The organism is Listeria monocytogenes, assembly GCF_900187225.1.
Lineage (GTDB): Bacteria > Bacillota > Bacilli > Lactobacillales > Listeriaceae > Listeria > Listeria monocytogenes.
On record NZ_LT906436.1, the window covers coordinates 1,950,447 to 1,969,436 of the forward strand.

An 18,990-nucleotide genomic window follows, 5' to 3' on the forward strand; every position below is an offset into this window, starting at 1 on the left:
CTATATTCTAATTTCGATTCATATTCGTAAAAATAAGTAGCAATCTTAGAAGTTCCAGTACCGCTACGGCCATTGCAGCAACATAAGTCATCGCAGCCGCACTTAAAACTTTTTTCGCTTGTGGAAGCTCTGAGGGTGCGACAAGTCCGCCGCTTTCTAATTGAACAAGTGCTCGTTTACTAGCGTCAAATTCAACGGGTAACGTAATTAATTGGAAAAGTACACCTACCGCCATCAAAATAATCCCTAGCAACATGAAACTAGCAACGTTTGCAAGCATTCCGATAATTAAGAACACCCAAGAAATATTGGAACTAAACATTGTTACAGGAACAAGCGCTGAACGAAAACGCATAAATGCATAATCTTGCTGATCTTGAATCGCGTGTCCTACTTCGTGGGCTGCAACAGCTGCCCCGGCGATAGAACGACCGCGGAAGTTAGCTTCAGAAAGAAAAACCGCTTTTTTTCGAGGATCATAGTGGTCACTTAACATTCCATTTGTTTCATGCACAGGAACATTCGTTAAACCATTGGTATCCAAAATATGACGTGCAACCTCGGCACCAGTTAAACCATTTGCCACGCCAACTTTGGAATAGTGCGCATAGGTAGTTTTTACCCGATACTGTGCCCAAAGCGGGATTGCCGCAACGATAATAAAATAAATAATATACTGACTAAACGACATCTAATCATCTTCCTCCTACTACTTTTTTTCAGTGAATATCCTTATCTCTTAGTATAAATTAACTACCACCAAGACTCAACCTCTTTCACTCATCATGAGGAAATTCTAATGTAAGATGCTTATTTTTTATCGTTTTATCATATACAAACCATAGAACGAGTACTGTTAACCAAAATGTTGCATAACCAATTTCCGGTAAGTATTTTTCTAGCCCCATATAAATCGGCATTTGACCAAATACATAATCAATCACATCATTATGAAACACCCATACCGCTGCAATCATAAAATGCCCTATTCGAAAACGATAAAACGGCGCATAAAGAATACCTTCTACTGCCATAAAACCATGCGTCAAAATTAATACCACAGAGCCCCAAACTAGCACTCCTTGATCAACCATATAAAAAATATTCATGCCGACTGCCCACAAACCATATTTCACTAAACATACAAATCCTAGCGCTTCCATTAAAGGCCAATGCTTTTTCCCAAGAAAAGCAACAAGCGCCAAAGTGAAGAACAAAATCGCCGTTGGACTATCAGGTACAAATAACCAAAAACGCGGCTCTGTCATTTGTAATTGCGGTAAATACCATATGTATCCATAAATCGCTCCGAGTAAATTACCAAAGAAAAGTAATCGTAGAAAAGCCCGATTTGCAAGTAAACTATATAACAATATTCCCCAGCTCCCTTAAAAAATCCTAGCACAGCAATGAAATGATGCAGTTTTCACATCATTTCCCTACTAACTAGGATTTATTCCTTATTCTTTTTCCGTATCCATTTGCTGTAAAATTCGAACTAACTTATGAAAAGCGGCTTCATCACGTGTATCCAGCGCCTCATCGATTTGTTGTAATACTTTTTCTCTTGAAAATTGGTGCACAGATTGATAAATAAGCGCATCCGCCATTTCTTTCTCCTCATCCGCAAGCTTCACTGCTGCAAAAGGATTGTCTTCACGAACAAGTGCATATTCAGGTGAAGACATTGCCTCTTCAAAATGAAGTTCAACGTATAATTCTTCGTCCCAATTTAACCGAATATCATGAAATGCTTTTTCTGGATCAGTTGTCATAATGTTACCTTTAAAAAATAGGAACGGTTCGGATTCAACACCGTGAGCACTAAGTGAAAGCCCACGCGCACACCCTTCCAAATTATCAACAAAATGAACATATTTTACAATTTGATCATGGCCCGCAATGTAATTTAAAACCCACATTGCTTCTCTAGTCTTCATCTGGTGTTTATTTAAAAACCAGCGAATAAAATCTTTCTTCTCGTCTATTGAAATGGATGCCTTCATCTTTCCTCAGTCCCTTCCTGTATTCTTTTTAGCGTTTAATCAAATAATGATAAAATCTCTGTGTCTTCTGGCTCTAGTTCCAAATAATTACGCAAAATTTCTTGTGATTTTGCGTGTTCGCCTTCTTCTCTTAAAAATAAACCATATTCTTTTAAGAAGGTAGGATTATTTGTAAAGTGCGAATAAGCCAGTTCATAATTTGCTTTTGCTTTATTATATTGTTCTGTTTCCTGATATGCAACACTTACGTCCCAGAAAATTTGTGGTTCAGAAACAACTTCTTCCCCAAGGCCTTCTACTAATTCGATGACCCCTTCATAGTCTTCCTTCGCAAGTAATAATTTGTTCAGCTGCATAATTGCTTCCGAGTACTCCTCATCCAGCACAATCGCCTGACGATAAAATTCTTCTGCTTCTTCTGGCAAACGTAACGTAACAGCCAGTTTCCCAGCTTCAAGGAACATTTCTTTATTAAATTCATCTTGCGTTAAACCGTCTTTAAGTACCGCAATTGCTTTTTCCGGTTCGCCATTTTCTTCGTAGCTTTTTGCTAAATAAGAATAGAGCGTTGTGTAAGAAGGATCGTGTTCACGCAAATGTTCCAGCGCATGAATCGCTTTCGTGTAATCTTTGGCCTGATAAGCCGTTAATCCCATCCCGAAAAGAGTGTCGACCGACTCTTTATCCTCAAGTGCCCGCTCGTAGTAAGACAGCGCTTCTTCAAACGCTCCACTAGCAGCAAACGCTTCGGCAATCCGTTCATAAACAGACACCGCACCATTCGAAATAATCGTTAACCCGGCTTCAACAGCTGTTTGATAAGACTGCACAGCGGACGCGAATCTTGCTTGCGATAAATAATATTCCCCAAGTGCAAAATCAATAATCGGCTCATTTGGCGCCATTTGTTTGGCTTCTAGTAATTTTTGCTCACTTACTTCAAACAACCCTTGCATTTGATATAAATCAGCTAACACGAGCAAACTTTCAATATATGCTTCGTCTTCTTTATTTACTTTTTCTAAATAGTCTTGCGCAGAATCAATATCGTCTTTCTCAAGTGCGACCTCAGCTGCACGGACAAGTAACTCGCCTTCATCCTTGTATTTTGCTAACAGAAGTTCGTACAAATCTTCCGTTTCATCTAAAAAGCCGAGTGTAAACAATTCTTCTGCTAAATAATATTGTTCTTCATCTGTTCCCGCTTGCACTACTTCATCAAAATACTTCTTCGCAAGCGCCATATCTTCATGCTCTAACGCATGTAACATTTTATTAGCTAATTCCATTTCTGCACCTTCTTTAATAATAAGTCGTTTTTCTATTATACCATTAGTTCGCTTATAAGAAAAAGTGATTGCCTCTCTTAAATAAAATACCAGCGCTGATGTGATTAGCATACAGCACTGGTAGAAGTTGTTATTTTAATAGTGAACGAATATCTTCAAAGAAAGTTGGATACGAAACAGAAACTGCTTCTGGACGTTCTAATTCCACATCGCCTTCCTCAACAAGAAGTGCAGCAATTTGCAGCATCATCCCAATGCGGTGATCGCCGTAACTCGTTACATTGGCCGCATGAAGTGGTGTTTTCCCGCGAATAATTAAGCCGTCTTCGGTTGGCGTAATATCAGCACCCATTTTGTTTAGCTCCGTAGCAACGGCATCGATACGATTCGTTTCTTTGACTTTTAATTCAGCTGCATCTTTAATAATCGTTGTTCCTTCTGCTTGTGTTGCTAAAAGCGCGATAACTGGAATTTCATCAATTAAACGAGGAATAATATCGCCATCAATTTCTGTTCCTTTTAACTTACTCGTTTTGACAACAACAGTGCCCGCTAATTTCCCAGTACTTCTGCTGGAATCTTTGACAACTAAACTGCCACCCATTTGCTTAACCACATCAAAAATTCCAGTTCTAGTAGGATTTAAGCCAACATGAGTTAGTTCAATCTCACTGCCTGGCGTGATTAAACCAGCAACGATAAAGAATGCTGCGGAGGAAACGTCGCCTGGCACTGTCATTTCTTGCCCGGTGAATTTTTGACCGCCTTTGACGCGAATGGTTAAGCCGTCCATTTCAATTTCACCACCAAATTGGCGAATCATATGTTCCGTATGATCACGTGTTTTTTCTTTTTCATGGATAATCGTTTCACCTTCCGCTTGCAAGGCTGCGAAAATAATTGCACTTTTCACTTGTGCACTAGCGACTGGCATATGGTATTCCATTCGTTTTAATGATTGCTTCCCTGTAATCGTAATCGGCGCAAATTCAGAACCGTCTTTACCATGCATTTTTGCCCCCATTTGTTGTAGCGGCAGCATGACGCGGTTCATTGGGCGTTTCGCGATGGATTCGTCCCCTAAAATAACTGTATCAAAATCTCGCCCAGCTAAAATACCCATCATTAAACGAATTGTCGTACCTGAGTTACCAATATCAAGTGGACCATCCGCTTGTTTCAGCCCATCAAAACCAGTGCCATGCACAATAATTTCTTCATCCGTTTCTTCAATTTTCACACCTAATGCTTTGAATGCCTTAATCGTTCCTAGGCAATCATCTGCACGTAAGAAATGACGAATGACCGTTTTTCCTTCTGCAATGGCCCCAAACATAATACTGCGGTGGGACATTGATTTGTCGCCAGGGACTGTGATTGCACCAACCAGCCCTTGTTTATTTGTAATTAATTTCATCGTCATTTCGCTCCTATTCGTAATGGCATGTATAGTTACTTCGTGTTTCAATGCAACGCTTCGCCCGGTCCCTGTCTTCATCCGATTGGAAAGTAATTTGTAACACACCGAAAATATCTTCACGTGTTTCCAAAATCTTGATGTTCGTTAAACTAATTTCTTCTTCGCCTAGATACCTAGTCACCTCAGAGATAACCCCAGGATAATCTGGTACGTCGACAAATAAATCGTAAAAAGATGGAATCGCACCGCCTTGATGAACTGGAAGTGAATCTCGAAATTCTTTTGCCCCATCAAAAAAGGCGTAAATAGAAGTCGCATCTTCACTTTCAAGCATCTCAAGCGCTTGGTTCATACTATCTCGCCAAATCGTCAGCTGTTTCGTTAACGTTTTTTGGTTACTAATAGATATATCCGTCCACATTCTTGGATCAGACGAAGCAACCCGTGTAATATCACGAAATCCTCCAGCTGCTAGACGAAATGCGGCGGGATGTTCTTCAGTAAAACTTTGCGTCTGATTCACTAAAGCGGCTGCCACGATATGCGGTAAGTGGCTCAACATGCCAGTAATTTCATCATGCTCATTTGGTGATAATACTAAGAATTTAGCATTCGTACCAGACAGCCATGTTTTTAGGTCAGTCACGTTGTCTTCTGTCACGTCTTTTGTTGGTGTTAACAAATAATAAGCATTTTCAAACAAAAGTTCTTTGGCAGCACGGACGCCACTTTTATGCGAACCCGCCATTGGGTGCCCGCCAATGAACGTAATACCACTTTCTCTAAGTGCCGTGGATGCTTCCATGATGGTTCCTTTTGTACTACCTGTATCCGTAACAATTACATTTTTCTTTAAACGTAATCCGGGTAAACGTGTTAATAACTGTTCTGTTTCTTTTACTGGACAACAGAAGATAAGTAAATCTGCTTTTGGTCCATCTATTAAAATACTTTCGCCAATTTCGTCAATGACGCCGAGAGACTTTCCAACTTCTAACGAATGATAGGAAACGTCAATCCCGATAATATGTGCTTCTGGGTGTTTGGCTTTAATCGCAAGGGCAATAGAACCGCCAATTAACCCAAGTCCAACAATAACTACTGTCCCTTTCATTCAAAAAACGCCTCCAAACACTTACAATAATTTTTCTAAAAGTGCAATTACCGCACTATTTTCCTCTTCTTTTCCGATCGTAATTCGAACAGCAGTTGGGAAACCAAGCGCCGCGCCAGAACGCGTAATATAGCCATTTTTTTCCAAGTAGCTAAAAATAGTTCTTGCTTCGATTCCTAAATCTATTAAAACAAAGTTGCCATTCGCTGGATATAGTTTTACTTGTTCAAAACGTTTCGCAAACGCTTCGTATTGTTTAATTCCATTTGCATTAGAAATTCTGCATGCCTCAATAAAAGCTTGATCCTTAATTGCTTCAATAGCCAATTTTTGACCAATGCTCGTCGTGTTAAACGGCGGACGTACAATATTAAGTTGATTGATGATTTCTTTATCCGCAATGCCATAACCGACACGGGCACTTGCCAAACCATAAATTTTACTAAAAGTCCGGGTAATAATTAAATTTTTATACCTACGAATTAAATGTTCATGTTTTTCAGGTTGTGGTGTCACATATTCAATGTATGCTTCATCTAAAACAACCAGTACATCATTTGGTACTTTGTCTAAAAACGCTTGAATATCCGCTAATTCAATATAATTCCCAGTTGGGTTATTCGGATTGCAAACCCAAACAATCGTCGTATTGTCATCAATCGCATTCAACATACCATCTAAATCATGCGCACCATCCACAAGTAGCGGAATTTCTCTTACTTCGGCGCCTTCGATTAACGCATTTTGACGATACTGCACAAATGTCGGTGTCGCCATCACTGTATTTTTTGTCGTATCTAGTAAAACCCGCGTCAACAGTTCAATCAGTTCATCCACACCAGCTGTAAAAATCAATTCCTCTTCTTCCAGTTGATAGAAATCAGCGACCACTGTACGCAAGCTAGAAGCCCAACCATCTGGATAAATTTCTGTTTCCACGTTAGAATTTGCTTGAAGAGCCGCCACTTTTGGAGAAGTTCCCAGTGGGTTTTCGTTGGATGACAGTTTGGTAATTTTCGTTAAACCAAGTTCTGCCATCACTTCTTCTTCGCGTTTCCCTGGCTTATAAGAAGATAGACCTGCAAGAGATTTTTTCCATTTCATTACGCATCCCCCTCTTTCACTAAATCTGGGCGCAATACTTTTGCTCCGCGTAAGTAAACATGGTTAATCGCTCCAAGTGGCTTATGTAAATCTGTGAATACCATGAAGCGAATGCACATAGGAAGCGAATTCGGCACCGGAATTTCTTGCATCCCCATAACAGGCACTAGTTCAAATCCAGGTGTTTCACGGACAGCCTTCGCTGGAAAAGCAGCAGAAATATCTTCTGTCACCGTAATAATTACCGATGTAAGTTGCTCACTATTCGTGACTTCATTCTGAGTTAAAATTTCTTCAAATAATTCTTTCGTCGCTGCATAAATTTCTTCAGGTATATTAGTTTCTATTGTCGTTGCCCCTCGAATCGCTCTCAAATGACATTCCCTCCCTTTCGCATCACACGTTTATATGTTTCAAAAATCAAATCATCATCTGCTTTAAAAATAACTGGTTTACCAATTTCTTCGAGTAAAACCATACTTATTTCATTAAAAGTTGTTTTTTTATCATGACGCATATTTTCCAGTATCTTGCTAAATGGAACTGAAGCGTAAAAAGTGGTATCATAGCCCAACTGTTCTAGCCAAGTTTTAAATTCTGCTAAATCGAAATCCAGTCCGTAAATAGTCTCACTCATCGTGAGCGCATAAATCATCCCATAAGTAATCGCCTCGCCGTGTAGCCATTTACCAAAGTTTCCATAAGCTTCTAGCGCATGACCAAATGTGTGACCAAAATTCAAATACGCACGGACGCCTTGCTCGGTTTCATCTTGCGCAACGATATTTGCCTTAATTTCAATTCCGCGTTGTAAAAATGGCGTCAAATCCTTCGTATAAAAGTCTTTCGGCTCCGTAAAGGTATCCATTAAAGCACGTAATAAAGTCAGGTCACTAATGAGCGCATGTTTAATCATTTCCGCAAAACCAGAGCGCAATTCCCGTTCTGGCAAAGTAGCAAAAAACTGCGTATCATAAATGACTGCTTCTGGCTGGTAAAAGTTACCAATCATATTTTTGCCAAGTGGATGATTGATCGCAACCTTGCCACCAACCGCACTATCATGCGCGAGAACCGTCGTAGGAACTTGATAAAATGGAATCCCTCTCATGTACGTAGCGGCCACAAAACCACCTAAATCACCAATAACGCCTCCACCAAAAGCAATTAAAACCGCTTTACGATCAAGACCTGTTTCAATCATTTTTGTCATCACGTCTTCATACACACGGAACGTTTTCGCTTCTTCGCCGTTTGGTGCCACATAATAAGTGACGACAGGTAAATCAGCGAGAACCGCATCAAGTTTCGCTTTATGAAGTTCCGCCACGTGTCCGTCTGTTAAGACAAACACGTGAGAAAATTTAGCAAGGTTCTTTGTCCATTTTTCGCGGATGTCTTCTAATGCGAATTCATTAATATATACTGGATATGTTTTACTTTTAGCACGGACTGTAATTTCTGGCATGTTTAAAACTCCTTCGTTAAGTTTCGGTGTTCCTCCACATGTTTTTTAAGCGTATCAAAACGATCACCATCAAATTTTTCTAAAACAGCTACTGCAACTTCCCAAGCGACAACAGCTTCAGCTACTACGCTTGCAGCAGGTACTGCACAACTATCCGAACGTTCTACACTTGCATTAAACGTTTCTTTTGAATCAATATCCACGCTTTGAAGTGGTTTGTATAATGTTGGAATTGGCTTCATTACGCCGCGAACAACGATTGGCATACCATTGGTCATTCCGCCTTCGAAACCACCAAGATTGTTTGTACGTCTAGTGTAGCCATCTTCTTTACTCCATAAAATTTCATCCATCACTTCGCTACCAGGTTTTCTAGCGGCTTCAAAACCGACACCGAATTCAGCACCTTTAAATGCATTGATACTTACAATCGCGCGAGCAATTTTCGCATCTAATTTTTTGTCCCATTGTACGTAACTACCAAGTCCAGCTGGCACGCCGCCAACAACAACTTCAACAATTCCACCAATTGTGTCGCCATTTTTCTTCGCGTCATCAATTTTTTGCATCATTTCTTCTGCAGCCACGCCGTCTAGACAACGAACTGGGGAAGCTTCGGATGTTTCTTGGATTTCTGCAACCGCGTAATCACGTGTTAAATTCGCACGCGTTCCGCCAATTTCAAGTACATGGCCGGCAACTTCAATGCCAAGTTCGTGCAATAGTTTTTTCGCTACTGCTCCTGCTGCCACGCGAACAGTCGTTTCGCGCGCGCTAGAACGTTCTAGTACATTACGCATATCGTTATGACCATATTTCATGCCGCCAACCAAATCCGCATGTCCAGGACGTGGACGGGATACGCGACGAGACTTTTCATTTTTTTCTGGAACTGGTTCAATGCTCATAACCGTTTCCCAATGCTTCCAGTCTTTATTTTCAACAAACATTGCTACGGGTGCGCCTAATGTTTTTCCGTGACGAATTCCTGCCGTGATTTGTACTTGGTCTTTTTCGATACGCATCCGCGCCCCACGACCATGCCCACCTTGTCTTCTTTTTAGTTCTTTGTTTACATCTTCTGCTAGTAGAGGCATTCCTGCTGGTAACCCCTCAATAATTGTTGTAAGCCCCGGTCCGTGTGATTCTCCTGCCGTTAAGTATCTCATCTGCTCATCTCTCCTTTTTCTATTTCAGCTAGATTTTCTAGCGTTTATATTTTAGCGCTTTAAAGTATATGTGTAATATCTTAACATATGAGAAGCTAGAACACAATACTTTCGTTTCATTCTTTCATCTTACCAAAAAACGGCATTAAATGGTAATTTCTCTATGAAAAAAGAGCCTAGGTTTCCCTAAACTCTATACTATGCTAAATCCAAGTGTCGACTGCTTTTTGATAGCTTAAAATTTCGTCCGGTGCAAAAAACAACTGAATTTCCCGCTGCGCACTTTCTGGGCTATCCGATCCATGAATCACATTTCGATTTGTATGTATCGCATAATCTGCACGAATTGTTCCGGGGTCAGCTTCTAACGGATTTGTTTTCCCCATCATCCGACGTGCCGTTGCAATCGCATCGTCTCCTTCTAGCACCATCGCAAACACCGGCCCTGAAGTAATAAATCCAATTAAATCCTCGAAAAAAGATTTTCCAATATGTTCCGCGTAATGTTTTTCTGCTAGTTCGCGGTCGATTTGCATTAATTTTCCAGCAACTATTTTTAAGCCTTTTTTCTCTATTCTTGTGACAATTTCACCAATAAGTCCTCGTTCTACACTATCCGGTTTAACCATTACATAAGTTTGTTCCATAAAGAATCCTCCCTCACGTTAATAATTTCTTTTATCTAAAACACGAACGATTTGTTTTAATGGTTTTAATTCAGGAACTTGCGGCAAAGAATCTAATATTTCTACTGCTTTTTTCAAGTAGGTTGTTGCGACATCTTCGGCCTGTTTTGCTCCTGTTTTTTTGACTTCTTCCACTAAAACAGCGATCTCTTCTGCTGGAGTTTCCTCTGTAATCTGGCTGATGCGTTTTTTAAGAAAAGGATCTTCCATTGCAAAAAATACTGGCAATGTGACATTCCCTTGTCTTAAATCTTCTCCAGCTGGCTTACCAAGTTCTTTTTCTGTTCCAACAAAATCAAGTACATCATCCGTAATTTGAAACGCCATGCCAACATAATAACCAAAACGATATAACTTCTGATAATCGGCTTCACTTTGACCAGAAACAACGCCACCAAGCCCACAGCTAGCTGCAATGAGTAAAGCTGTTTTCCGTTTAATTCGGCGTAAATAATTACGCACACTTTGGTCAAAATTATATTTATCTTTTAATTGCTCGATTTCGCCTGTAGAAAGCTCCACCGTAACATGAGATAACATTTTGTGCGCAGCAACGTCTTTAATTTCCGTCATATATTCCAGTGACTTAGCAAACAAAAAGTCACCAGTATACATCGCAATATGGTTGCCCCACTTCGATTTAATTGTCTCGCGTCCGCGTCTTAAATCCGCATCATCCACCACATCATCATGCACAATCGATGCCATATGAATTAATTCAATCGCCACACTGGCGTTTTTCACTGCGTTAAAATCAGCATTAGCAGCAAGACGTGCGGATAAACAAACGAACATCGGTCTAATTCGTTTTCCACCAGCCTCTAATAAATGAAGTGCCGCAGCGGAAGTAGTGTCAGCAGCTGCGCCAGAAAGAGCCTTTTTAAGTTCTTTTTCAACTGAGTCAATGTCTTTTTGCATATTTGCATATAAAAAGTTAAGTTTCATGCTTGCCACCTTATTGTTCCTTCTTTTTAAATCCAAAGTGGGTTGCACTTGCGCCGCCACTGTGTGAAATATATCTTACGTATGAAAATCCGGCTTCTTGAAACATTTCCGCAAGTCGTGCCATTCCTGGAAACTCACGCGTTGATTCCTGTAACCAGCTATATTCTTTATAACTTTTCGCAAAAAACTTCCCGAAAACAGGCATCACGTAACGGAAATACGCATTAAATACTTGTTTCCATCCAGGAATATTTGGTTGCGACGTATCGATACACGCAAGCTGTCCACCCGGTTTTAACACACGGTACATTTCACGCAACACTTGCATATAATCCGGTACATTTCTAAGCCCAAAACCAATTGTCACGTAATCAAAACTATTATCCGGAAAAGGTAATTCCATTGCGTTCCCGTGAATAAGTTCCACATTATGCAAATCCGCTTCCTTCACTTTCTCGCGACCAACTTTCAGCATATTTTCACTAAAATCAAGCCCTGTCACATGACCTTCTGGGCCAATTTCTTCCGCCATCATAATCGACCAATCTGCCGTTCCACAGCAAACATCAAGAACATTCGTCCCTTTTTGAACACGCATTAGCTTCATTGTTTCTTTGCGCCATTTCACATGTAGTTTAAAACTAATAACACTATTCATTCGGTCATAACTTGGGGAAATTTTTTCAAATACTTTATGTACTTTTTCTTCTTTAGTTTCCGTCATATCCCGAATCTCCTTCTATTTATCAGTCGTTAATAACTTCGATGATTCTTTTTTCTAGTAGATTAGAAAGTGGTTCAGCTTCTGTTTTTAGTTGTTCCACTTCACTTTTCACATCACGAATAATCGCTACTAACCAGCTTTCAAAATTAGATACAGCTTCCTTTGCAAAGTAGCCATGATCAAACGCCCGCTTCAACCTAGACGCACCAATTTCCTTATAAGTAGCAAGTTCCGTTTGAAGCCTTTTGAGTAAAAAGAACTGACAACCAAGCGCGATAAATGTTTCATCTTTCATAAAGTACTTAGCAAATTTGGCAAAAATAGCCGCATTCGTCAAAGTAAGCTGAGATAAATATTCTTCATCCGTCGCTACATGTAATTGGTATATATTTGTTTTTGCCGTGTTTGTTTCTTGGACACCACTTTGCAAAGCACGGAGAAGTGGAATCATTTCTAATTCTGCAAGCGTGCGGTAATAGAGAGCGCTATAAAAATCACCAGCAAGAACTGTCAACTCTTGTTCCTTACGTGTCAGCTTTACAACATCGCCTGGTTCATCAATTTTTTCATGTGTATCATGCGCTAAAATCATGTACAGCGTTGCACTAACGACGCGATAAGCTGCAGCATCAGTCAAATCAGAGCCAGAAATTGCTTCATGAAGAAAGAGCATTTGATCTTTGTCCATTTGCCCGCCTTCATTATTCTCTTGTAAATATTGATAGACTGCTTGCTCATGTACCAACTGCTCCACTTCCTTTAGCCCAGCCTCTCTTGCCTGATAAGTCATTTAACAATCCCCTTTGAATCTCCTTATTATGTAAAATAAATTATACCATAAAGGATATTTAATTATGCTTAATTAAAGCCAAAACTTCACTTCTAAGCTTATCGTCATTTTTAAAAGCACCACGAACAGCACTTGTAATTGTTTTTGTTCCAGGTTTGTTCACACCGCGGATAGTCATGCACATATGCTCTGCTTCCATGATGACCATTACACCTAGCGGTTTTAGTTTTTCCATCATAATTTCTGCAACAGTCGTTGTAATCCGTTCTTGTAACTGCGGGCGGCGACTCACATCATCCACTACGCGTGCAAGTTTACTAAGACCAGCAACTCTTCCATTTTGTGGTAAGTATGCTACATGTGCTACTCCGAAAAAAGGGACAAGATGATGTTCACACATAGACGAAAAGCGAATGTCTTTCACAAGTACTAATTCTTCATGTTGTTCTTCAAAAATAGTATCGAAATGAACAGAAGGATCTTTTTTCAGCCCGGCGAAAACTTCTTCATACATACGAGCTACTCGCATTGGTGTATCAATCAGTCCTTCACGATCTGGATTTTCTCCTACTGCTTCTAAAATAACTTTTACCGCATCAGCAATCTTTTGTTTGTCTATTTGCTCCATCCTTAATTCCCCTATCTTTTTAGCATTATATACCTTGTATATCTTAACACAGCCGAACTTCAAGGTAAATTTAATTTGCTTGAATAAGTGATAATAATAGGGTTTTTTTGCTTTCGTAATTATATTCCCTATTTCTAAAACAGAAAACCACTAAAAATGGGCATAAAAAAACTAGCCTAGCTTAATTATAAAATTAAGGCCAGACTAGAGTTAGTGCTTAAAAGTCTATGTAGCTTATTTAACAGCTTCTTTAAGCGCTTTACCAGGTTTGAAAGCTGGTACTTTACTTGCAGGGATGTCGATTTCTTCTTTAGTACGAGGGTTACGGCCTTTACGGGCAGCACGTTCACGTACTTCAAAGTTACCAAATCCGATTAATTGAACTTTTTCACCTTTAGATAAAGAAGTTTGAATAGTTTCGAATACAGCTTCTACTGCTTTCGCTGCGTCTTTTTTAGAAAGATCAGCTAGTTCAGCAACGCTATTTACTAAATCAGTTTTATTTGCCATTGTGTTTTCACCTCCTTCACAGAATAATACAAAATAAGCAGGTACAAGATATACCTGTATTTCTCTTTTTTTCCAAAAACAAAAATGAATTTGGAAATCTAAGGAGAATCATGACTGAAATGGCTTAACTACAAGCCTTAACAGTAATTCTGATAAAAGATTATCACATAATCCCTACAACTGCAAGGAATAATGCCAAACTGACACCGTTTCTTAACATTTTCAACCACAAACTTTTTTCTTTAAATGCTTGAAAACGTGATAGTATCAACCTGTTATCCATAATACTAACTTGGAAGCCTTAGAATAGCAAGCGATACCACCACAATTAGCTAAAATAGTTCTTTTTTCATAAAAATATGTGTAAATTTGCGTCTATTACCTGAAAACTCTAGGTTTCTGAGCCTAGTTTTATTCTAACATTTCTTTTTGGAAAGCTGCTTTTTCTGTCGCAGTAATTCCAATTCCTTTTTCTAAATAATTAGCTACTGATCCATATTGTTTTTTCATTTCATCAAAGGCAATTTCCAAATATTCAGGACGAGCTTCTGCCATCGGCCGGAACGTTTCTAAATCGATTTTTTCGGTTCCACTCGAAAAGAGCGACACGATTCCTCCCATTTCTTGTAAAATGTCGTCCTGGTAGCGATTAGTGATGGCGTAATCGTCGAAAATCGTTTTTTCTGGTACATCTAACAATGTTAGTAATAATGCCCCCAGGACGCCTGTACGGTCTTTTCCTGCAGTGCAATGGAAAACGAACGGCAAGCCTGCTTTTGCATCTTCTAATACTTCTGTAAAGATTTCTCTAAAACCTTCCACTGATTGCACAAACACGCGGTAACTTTCTCCCATCAACGGTTCATAAATAGTTGTATCATTTGTTACCGGTAGCTTTGTTTCTTCATTTTTGGCAGTGCCAATGGGAATATGTTTGTTCAGTATACCTTCAATTGCTGGTGTTGGTTGTGCTTTAACTTCCGAACTACTGCGCAAATCACAAATCCATTTTATATGTAGTTTTTGAAGCAATGCTGCATCGTTCTCATTAATATTCACTAAATTAGAAGAGCGATAAAACTTCCCCCATTTCACATGCTTACCGTTTTTGGATGCATAACCGCCCATATCTCGAAAATTGAATACACTTTCAAGTGGCAAAATGCGTTCAGAAACAATAGCTTTATCTCCGTTTGGTGTCTCTAAAAAGAAATAAATAGGAATATCCTTTGTGTCATATGAATAGTGATCAACATCATTTGTTACTTTGAAAACGGGTTCACTATTTGCTTCTAGTTTAGGACTACTACTTACAAAAACCACTGTACCTTCGCTGACTTCTTCTTTGTTCCATGTTAATGTTACGGCTTTATCTGTACGAGTAACTTCCATATTTTCCACCTACTTTGTATTATTTGGCTTTTCTGCTTCATTTTAGCATATTTCACAAAAAAAGAGCCAAAATAAGCGAATAGCCTATCTTGACTCTTTCTATTAAAATGATTCTTTTTCGATTTTCTTTTCGCGACCCATTAATAAATCAACTGCTTCGCGAGCATCTTTATTTTCGAATAAAATCGCGTAAATCGATTCAGTAATTGGCATATCAATATCTAGTTTTTTCGCCCAGCCATGTACTGCTTTGGCTGTTCGTACACCTTCAACGACCATACCCATTTTTTCTAATACTTCATCTAAATTCTCGCCTTTACCTAGCATATTTCCAGCTCGCCAATTACGTGAATGCACACTAGTGCAAGTAACGATTAAGTCACCAATACCAGTCAGCCCGTAAAAGGTTTGTGGATTAGAGCCAACAGCAACACCGAGACGAGTGATTTCTGCCATTCCGCGAGTCATTAGTGCCGCTTTGGCATTATCGCCGTAACCAAGGCCGTCAGAGATTCCTGCGCCAAGTGCGATAATGTTTTTAAGCGCGCCACCAATTTCTGCACCAATCACATCATCATTCGTATAAATACGCAAGTTATTATTGATGAAACGATCTTGAACAATCTCAGCAGCTGATAAATCTTTACAGCTCGCACAAAGTGTTGTTGGATGACGAAGGGCAACTTCTTCCGCATGACTTGGTCCAGAAAGAACCACAAGTGCTTTACGTTTAGCTGCATCAATTTCTTCCTCAATCACTTCAGACATTCGAAGGTTTGTTTCTGGTTCAATACCTTTACTCACATGAACTAAAATTGTGGGTTCTTTTAGCGCTTCATTTAACTGCTTACAAACGATACGCATCGCATTTGTTGGAATAGCAATTACGACAATTTCTGCACCATCAATAGCTTCATCAAGTGACAATGTCGCTTTTACCTCAGTTGGTAAAATAATATCTGGCAAATAGTGACTATTCGTGTGCGATTCGTTAATTTCATTCACAATTTTATCTAAGTTTCCCCAAATAACTGGTTTATGATTATTATCAGCTAGGACAAGTGCAAGACCTGTTCCCCAACTTCCAGCGCCAAGAATAGCTACTTTTTTCTGTGTCATTATATTTTTCCTCCCGAAAACTTTACTTACGCTTACGAGCAATTACTCGAATTGGCGTACCCTCAAATGGAAATGCTTCTCTAATCCGGTTTTCTAAGAAACGTTCATACGAAAAATGCATGAGTTCTGGATCATTAACAAATACAACAAACGTTGGTGGTTTTACCGCCACTTGTGTTGTATAGAAAATCTTCAGTCGTTTACCTTTATCCATAGGTGATGGGTTCATTGCAACAGCATCACTAATAACATCATTCAGCATACTTGATTGTACACGTAATGAATGGTTATCGCTTACTTGGTTAATAAGTGGGAATAGATTATTTAAGCGTTGTTTTGTTTTAGCAGATACGAAAACAATTGGTGCATAGCTTAAGAATTGGAATTGCTCACGAATATCTTCTGTCCATACATTAATTGTTTTTTCATCTTTGTTAATTGCATCCCATTTGTTCACAACAATAATAATTGCACGTCCGGCATCATGCGCATATCCAGCAATTCGTTTATCTTGCTCACGAATACCTTCTTCTGCGTTGATAACCACAAGAACAACGTCCGAGCGTTCAATTGCTCTCATTGCACGTAAAACACTATATTTCTCTGTGCTTTCATACACTTTCCCACGTTTTCTCATTCCGGCTGTATCAATCATGACATAATCTTGGCCATCGAAAGTATAAGTTGTATCAATTGCATCACGAGTTGTACCCGCAATATCTGAAACAATAACACGATCTTCTCCAAGCAGTGCATTTAGAATAGAAGATTTACCAACATTTGGTCGACCGATTAAACTGAATTTCACTGTGTCATCTGGATATTCTTCCTCTTCTTCTTTTGGAAAATGAGCGCGAACAGCATCAAGCATGTCGCCAAGCCCTAGTCCATGTGAACCAGAAATTGGATACGGCTCACCAAACCCAAGAGAATAAAAATCATAAATTTGATCTCGCATTTCTGGGTTATCTACTTTATTAATCGCTAAAACAATTGGTTTATTAGACCGGTAAAGAATTTTTGCTACTTGTTCGTCTGCATCGGTAACTCCTTCACGACCATTGGTAATAAAAATAATTACGTCTGCTTCATCAATTGCGATTTCCGCTTGTGCGCGAATTTGCTCTAAAAATGGTTCATCGGAAAGATCAATACCACCTGTATCAATAATGTTAAATTCTTTTCCAAGCCATTCCGCTGAATTATATATGCGGTCACGTGTCACACCGGGAACATCTTCCACTATGGAAACACGTTCACCAACGATTCTGTTAAAAATAGTCGATTTGCCAACGTTTGGACGTCCGACAATCGCTACAACTGGTTTTGCCATTATTTCACCTTCTTTTTTCTCGAATCCTATTTATCAAACTTTCTTTAGTTTATCAGTAAAACAGCTTACTGGCAATGAAAAGTTCGATTTGAAAAAGAAAAAGAGCCTATAGGAACAATCTCCCTAGGCTCTTTTGCGTACTATTATTTATCGTCGTTTTGAAGACCTTTTAATTTATCACCAATTAAATCGCTCATTTGGAATCCAGTATTTTCTTCTGGAAGTTCATAATCAGCCTCTTCTACTGGAGCATCTTGTAATTCTTTGATGCTTAATGATAAACGTTTGTCTGCTTCGTTTACTTCAAGTACTTTTACTTCCACAGTTTGGCCTTCTGAAAGCACTTCTTGTGGTGTCCCAATATGTTCATGGGATATTTGAGAAATATGAACCAAACCTTCCACTCCAGGGAATATTTCCACAAATGCACCAAAAGTAACTAGACGTACTACTTTTCCTTCTAAAACAGAACCAACTTGCGCTTTCTCGGTAATACCGTCCCATGGTCCAGGTAAAGTCGCTTTAATAGAAAGAGAAATACGTTCATTTTCAGGGTCAATTCCAATAACTTTAACTGTTACTTTTTGACCTTCCTCTAAGACTTCTTGTGGTGTTGCAATATGTTTATAAGAAATTTGCGAAATGTGAACTAATCCGTCCACGCCACCAATATCAACGAATGCACCAAAGTTGGCTAAGCGTTGAACTGTACCTTCAATCACGTCACCTTCTTTGATTTCGCTTAGTAGCGCTTGCTTTTGACTAGCTTTTTCTGTTTCCACAACTGCACGATGGCTTAAAATTACTCGGTTATTTTCCGGTTCAAATTCTACTACTTTGAAAGTAAGAGTAGTTCCTTTGTAATCTGCGAAATCTTCCACAAAATGGTCTTCTACTAAAGAAGCTGGAACAAACGCACGAACACCAAGGTCAACAACTAATCCACCTTTAACAACATCACTGACTACCGCTTCAAAAACTTCACCAGATTCGAATTTAGCTTTAATATCATCAGATGCTTTTTCTGCATCCACTTTTCGTTTAGATAAAACAAGTATATCGTCTTCTACTTTTGTGACAATCAAATCAAGTGTGTCGCCAACGCTCACAACGTCAGAAGCTGTCTCCACATGTATATTGGAAAGTTCACTTATTGGAACGACACCATCAAGTTTGCTACCTGGAATACCAACATAAACTTGTTTATCTTCCACGCTTGTAACTGTGCCAGTGACTTTGTCTCCTTCTTCAAAATTTCTAACTTCCACATCAAATAAATCTTCAGACATGTGT

General features: G+C 39.2%; 20 protein-coding genes. All 20 read right to left on the reverse strand.

Going from position 1 to position 18,990, the window contains the following annotated elements; translation table 11 throughout:
* Positions 1-7: 7 nt before the first annotated feature.
* Positions 8-691, reverse strand: coding sequence for a zinc metallopeptidase (locus CKV70_RS09885; RefSeq protein WP_003728748.1), 684 nt, complete (start codon positions 689-691; stop codon positions 8-10).
* A gap of 85 nt (positions 692-776) precedes the next feature.
* Positions 777-1,373 carry a DUF1405 domain-containing protein gene (locus CKV70_RS09890; RefSeq protein WP_003732043.1) on the reverse strand — a complete coding sequence of 199 codons (597 nt, stop codon included), beginning with the start codon at positions 1,371-1,373 and terminating at the stop codon, positions 777-779.
* A gap of 87 nt (positions 1,374-1,460) precedes the next feature.
* The gene (gene reoY / locus CKV70_RS09895) at positions 1,461-2,006 is read right to left on the reverse strand and encodes a proteolytic degradation factor ReoY (protein WP_003723904.1); all 546 of its coding nucleotides are present in this window, start codon (positions 2,004-2,006) and stop codon (positions 1,461-1,463) included.
* Positions 2,007-2,041: 35 nt separating this feature from the next.
* Entirely contained in the window at positions 2,042-3,295 is a 1,254-nt protein-coding gene (locus CKV70_RS09900; protein WP_012951812.1) for a tetratricopeptide repeat protein, read from the reverse strand.
* A 130-nt stretch (positions 3,296-3,425) separates the two neighbouring features.
* A complete protein-coding gene (gene aroA, locus CKV70_RS09905; protein WP_014600965.1) occupies positions 3,426-4,712 on the reverse strand; it encodes a 3-phosphoshikimate 1-carboxyvinyltransferase in 1,287 nt (428 codons plus the stop codon).
* A 13-nt stretch (positions 4,713-4,725) separates the two neighbouring features.
* Positions 4,726-5,829 carry a prephenate dehydrogenase gene (locus CKV70_RS09910; RefSeq protein WP_014600966.1) on the reverse strand — a complete coding sequence of 368 codons (1,104 nt, stop codon included), beginning with the start codon at positions 5,827-5,829 and terminating at the stop codon, positions 4,726-4,728.
* Positions 5,830-5,850: 21 nt separating this feature from the next.
* Positions 5,851-6,933 carry a histidinol-phosphate transaminase gene (gene hisC / locus CKV70_RS09915; RefSeq protein WP_014600967.1) on the reverse strand — a complete coding sequence of 361 codons (1,083 nt, stop codon included), beginning with the start codon at positions 6,931-6,933 and terminating at the stop codon, positions 5,851-5,853.
* Entirely contained in the window at positions 6,933-7,307 is a 375-nt protein-coding gene (aroH, locus tag CKV70_RS09920) for a chorismate mutase (RefSeq protein ID WP_009924600.1), read from the reverse strand. The genes hisC and aroH overlap by 1 nt, the downstream gene beginning before the upstream one ends.
* Positions 7,304-8,401 carry a 3-dehydroquinate synthase gene (aroB, locus tag CKV70_RS09925; protein ID WP_014930992.1) on the reverse strand — a complete coding sequence of 366 codons (1,098 nt, stop codon included), beginning with the start codon at positions 8,399-8,401 and terminating at the stop codon, positions 7,304-7,306. Before aroB ends, aroH begins: the two co-directional genes overlap by 4 nt.
* A gap of 2 nt (positions 8,402-8,403) precedes the next feature.
* Positions 8,404-9,570, reverse strand: coding sequence for a chorismate synthase (gene aroC / locus CKV70_RS09930; protein ID WP_003723911.1), 1,167 nt, complete (start codon positions 9,568-9,570; stop codon positions 8,404-8,406).
* 203 nt (positions 9,571-9,773) lie between these two features.
* The gene (gene ndk / locus CKV70_RS09935) at positions 9,774-10,217 is read right to left on the reverse strand and encodes a nucleoside-diphosphate kinase (RefSeq protein WP_014600969.1); all 444 of its coding nucleotides are present in this window, start codon (positions 10,215-10,217) and stop codon (positions 9,774-9,776) included.
* Between the two features lie 18 nt (positions 10,218-10,235).
* Positions 10,236-11,201, reverse strand: coding sequence for a heptaprenyl diphosphate synthase component II (gene hepT / locus CKV70_RS09940; RefSeq protein ID WP_003732038.1), 966 nt, complete (start codon positions 11,199-11,201; stop codon positions 10,236-10,238).
* Positions 11,202-11,211: 10 nt separating this feature from the next.
* A complete protein-coding gene (menG, locus tag CKV70_RS09945) occupies positions 11,212-11,925 on the reverse strand; it encodes a demethylmenaquinone methyltransferase (protein ID WP_003726790.1) in 714 nt (237 codons plus the stop codon).
* 22 nt (positions 11,926-11,947) lie between these two features.
* Complete coding sequence (locus CKV70_RS09950) at positions 11,948-12,715, reverse strand: heptaprenyl diphosphate synthase component 1 (RefSeq protein ID WP_014600970.1); 768 nt, start codon at positions 12,713-12,715, stop codon at positions 11,948-11,950.
* A 58-nt stretch (positions 12,716-12,773) separates the two neighbouring features.
* The gene (gene folE, locus CKV70_RS09955) at positions 12,774-13,343 is read right to left on the reverse strand and encodes a GTP cyclohydrolase I FolE (protein ID WP_003724029.1); all 570 of its coding nucleotides are present in this window, start codon (positions 13,341-13,343) and stop codon (positions 12,774-12,776) included.
* A 234-nt stretch (positions 13,344-13,577) separates the two neighbouring features.
* A complete protein-coding gene (locus CKV70_RS09960) occupies positions 13,578-13,853 on the reverse strand; it encodes an HU family DNA-binding protein (protein ID WP_003720260.1) in 276 nt (91 codons plus the stop codon).
* 411 nt (positions 13,854-14,264) lie between these two features.
* Positions 14,265-15,245 carry a tyrosine-protein phosphatase gene (locus tag CKV70_RS09965; protein ID WP_014930993.1) on the reverse strand — a complete coding sequence of 327 codons (981 nt, stop codon included), beginning with the start codon at positions 15,243-15,245 and terminating at the stop codon, positions 14,265-14,267.
* 102 nt (positions 15,246-15,347) lie between these two features.
* Positions 15,348-16,364: an NAD(P)H-dependent glycerol-3-phosphate dehydrogenase gene (locus tag CKV70_RS09970; protein WP_003724031.1), complete on the reverse strand. Its 1,017-nt coding sequence runs from the start codon at positions 16,362-16,364 to the stop codon at positions 15,348-15,350.
* Between the two features lie 22 nt (positions 16,365-16,386).
* A complete protein-coding gene (der, locus tag CKV70_RS09975; protein ID WP_003727996.1) occupies positions 16,387-17,697 on the reverse strand; it encodes a ribosome biogenesis GTPase Der in 1,311 nt (436 codons plus the stop codon).
* A gap of 143 nt (positions 17,698-17,840) precedes the next feature.
* Positions 17,841-18,986 (reverse strand): 30S ribosomal protein S1, encoded by a 1,146-nt coding sequence (rpsA, locus tag CKV70_RS09980; protein ID WP_003732036.1) that lies wholly within the window; start codon positions 18,984-18,986, stop codon positions 17,841-17,843.
* Positions 18,987-18,990 lie beyond the last annotated feature (4 nt).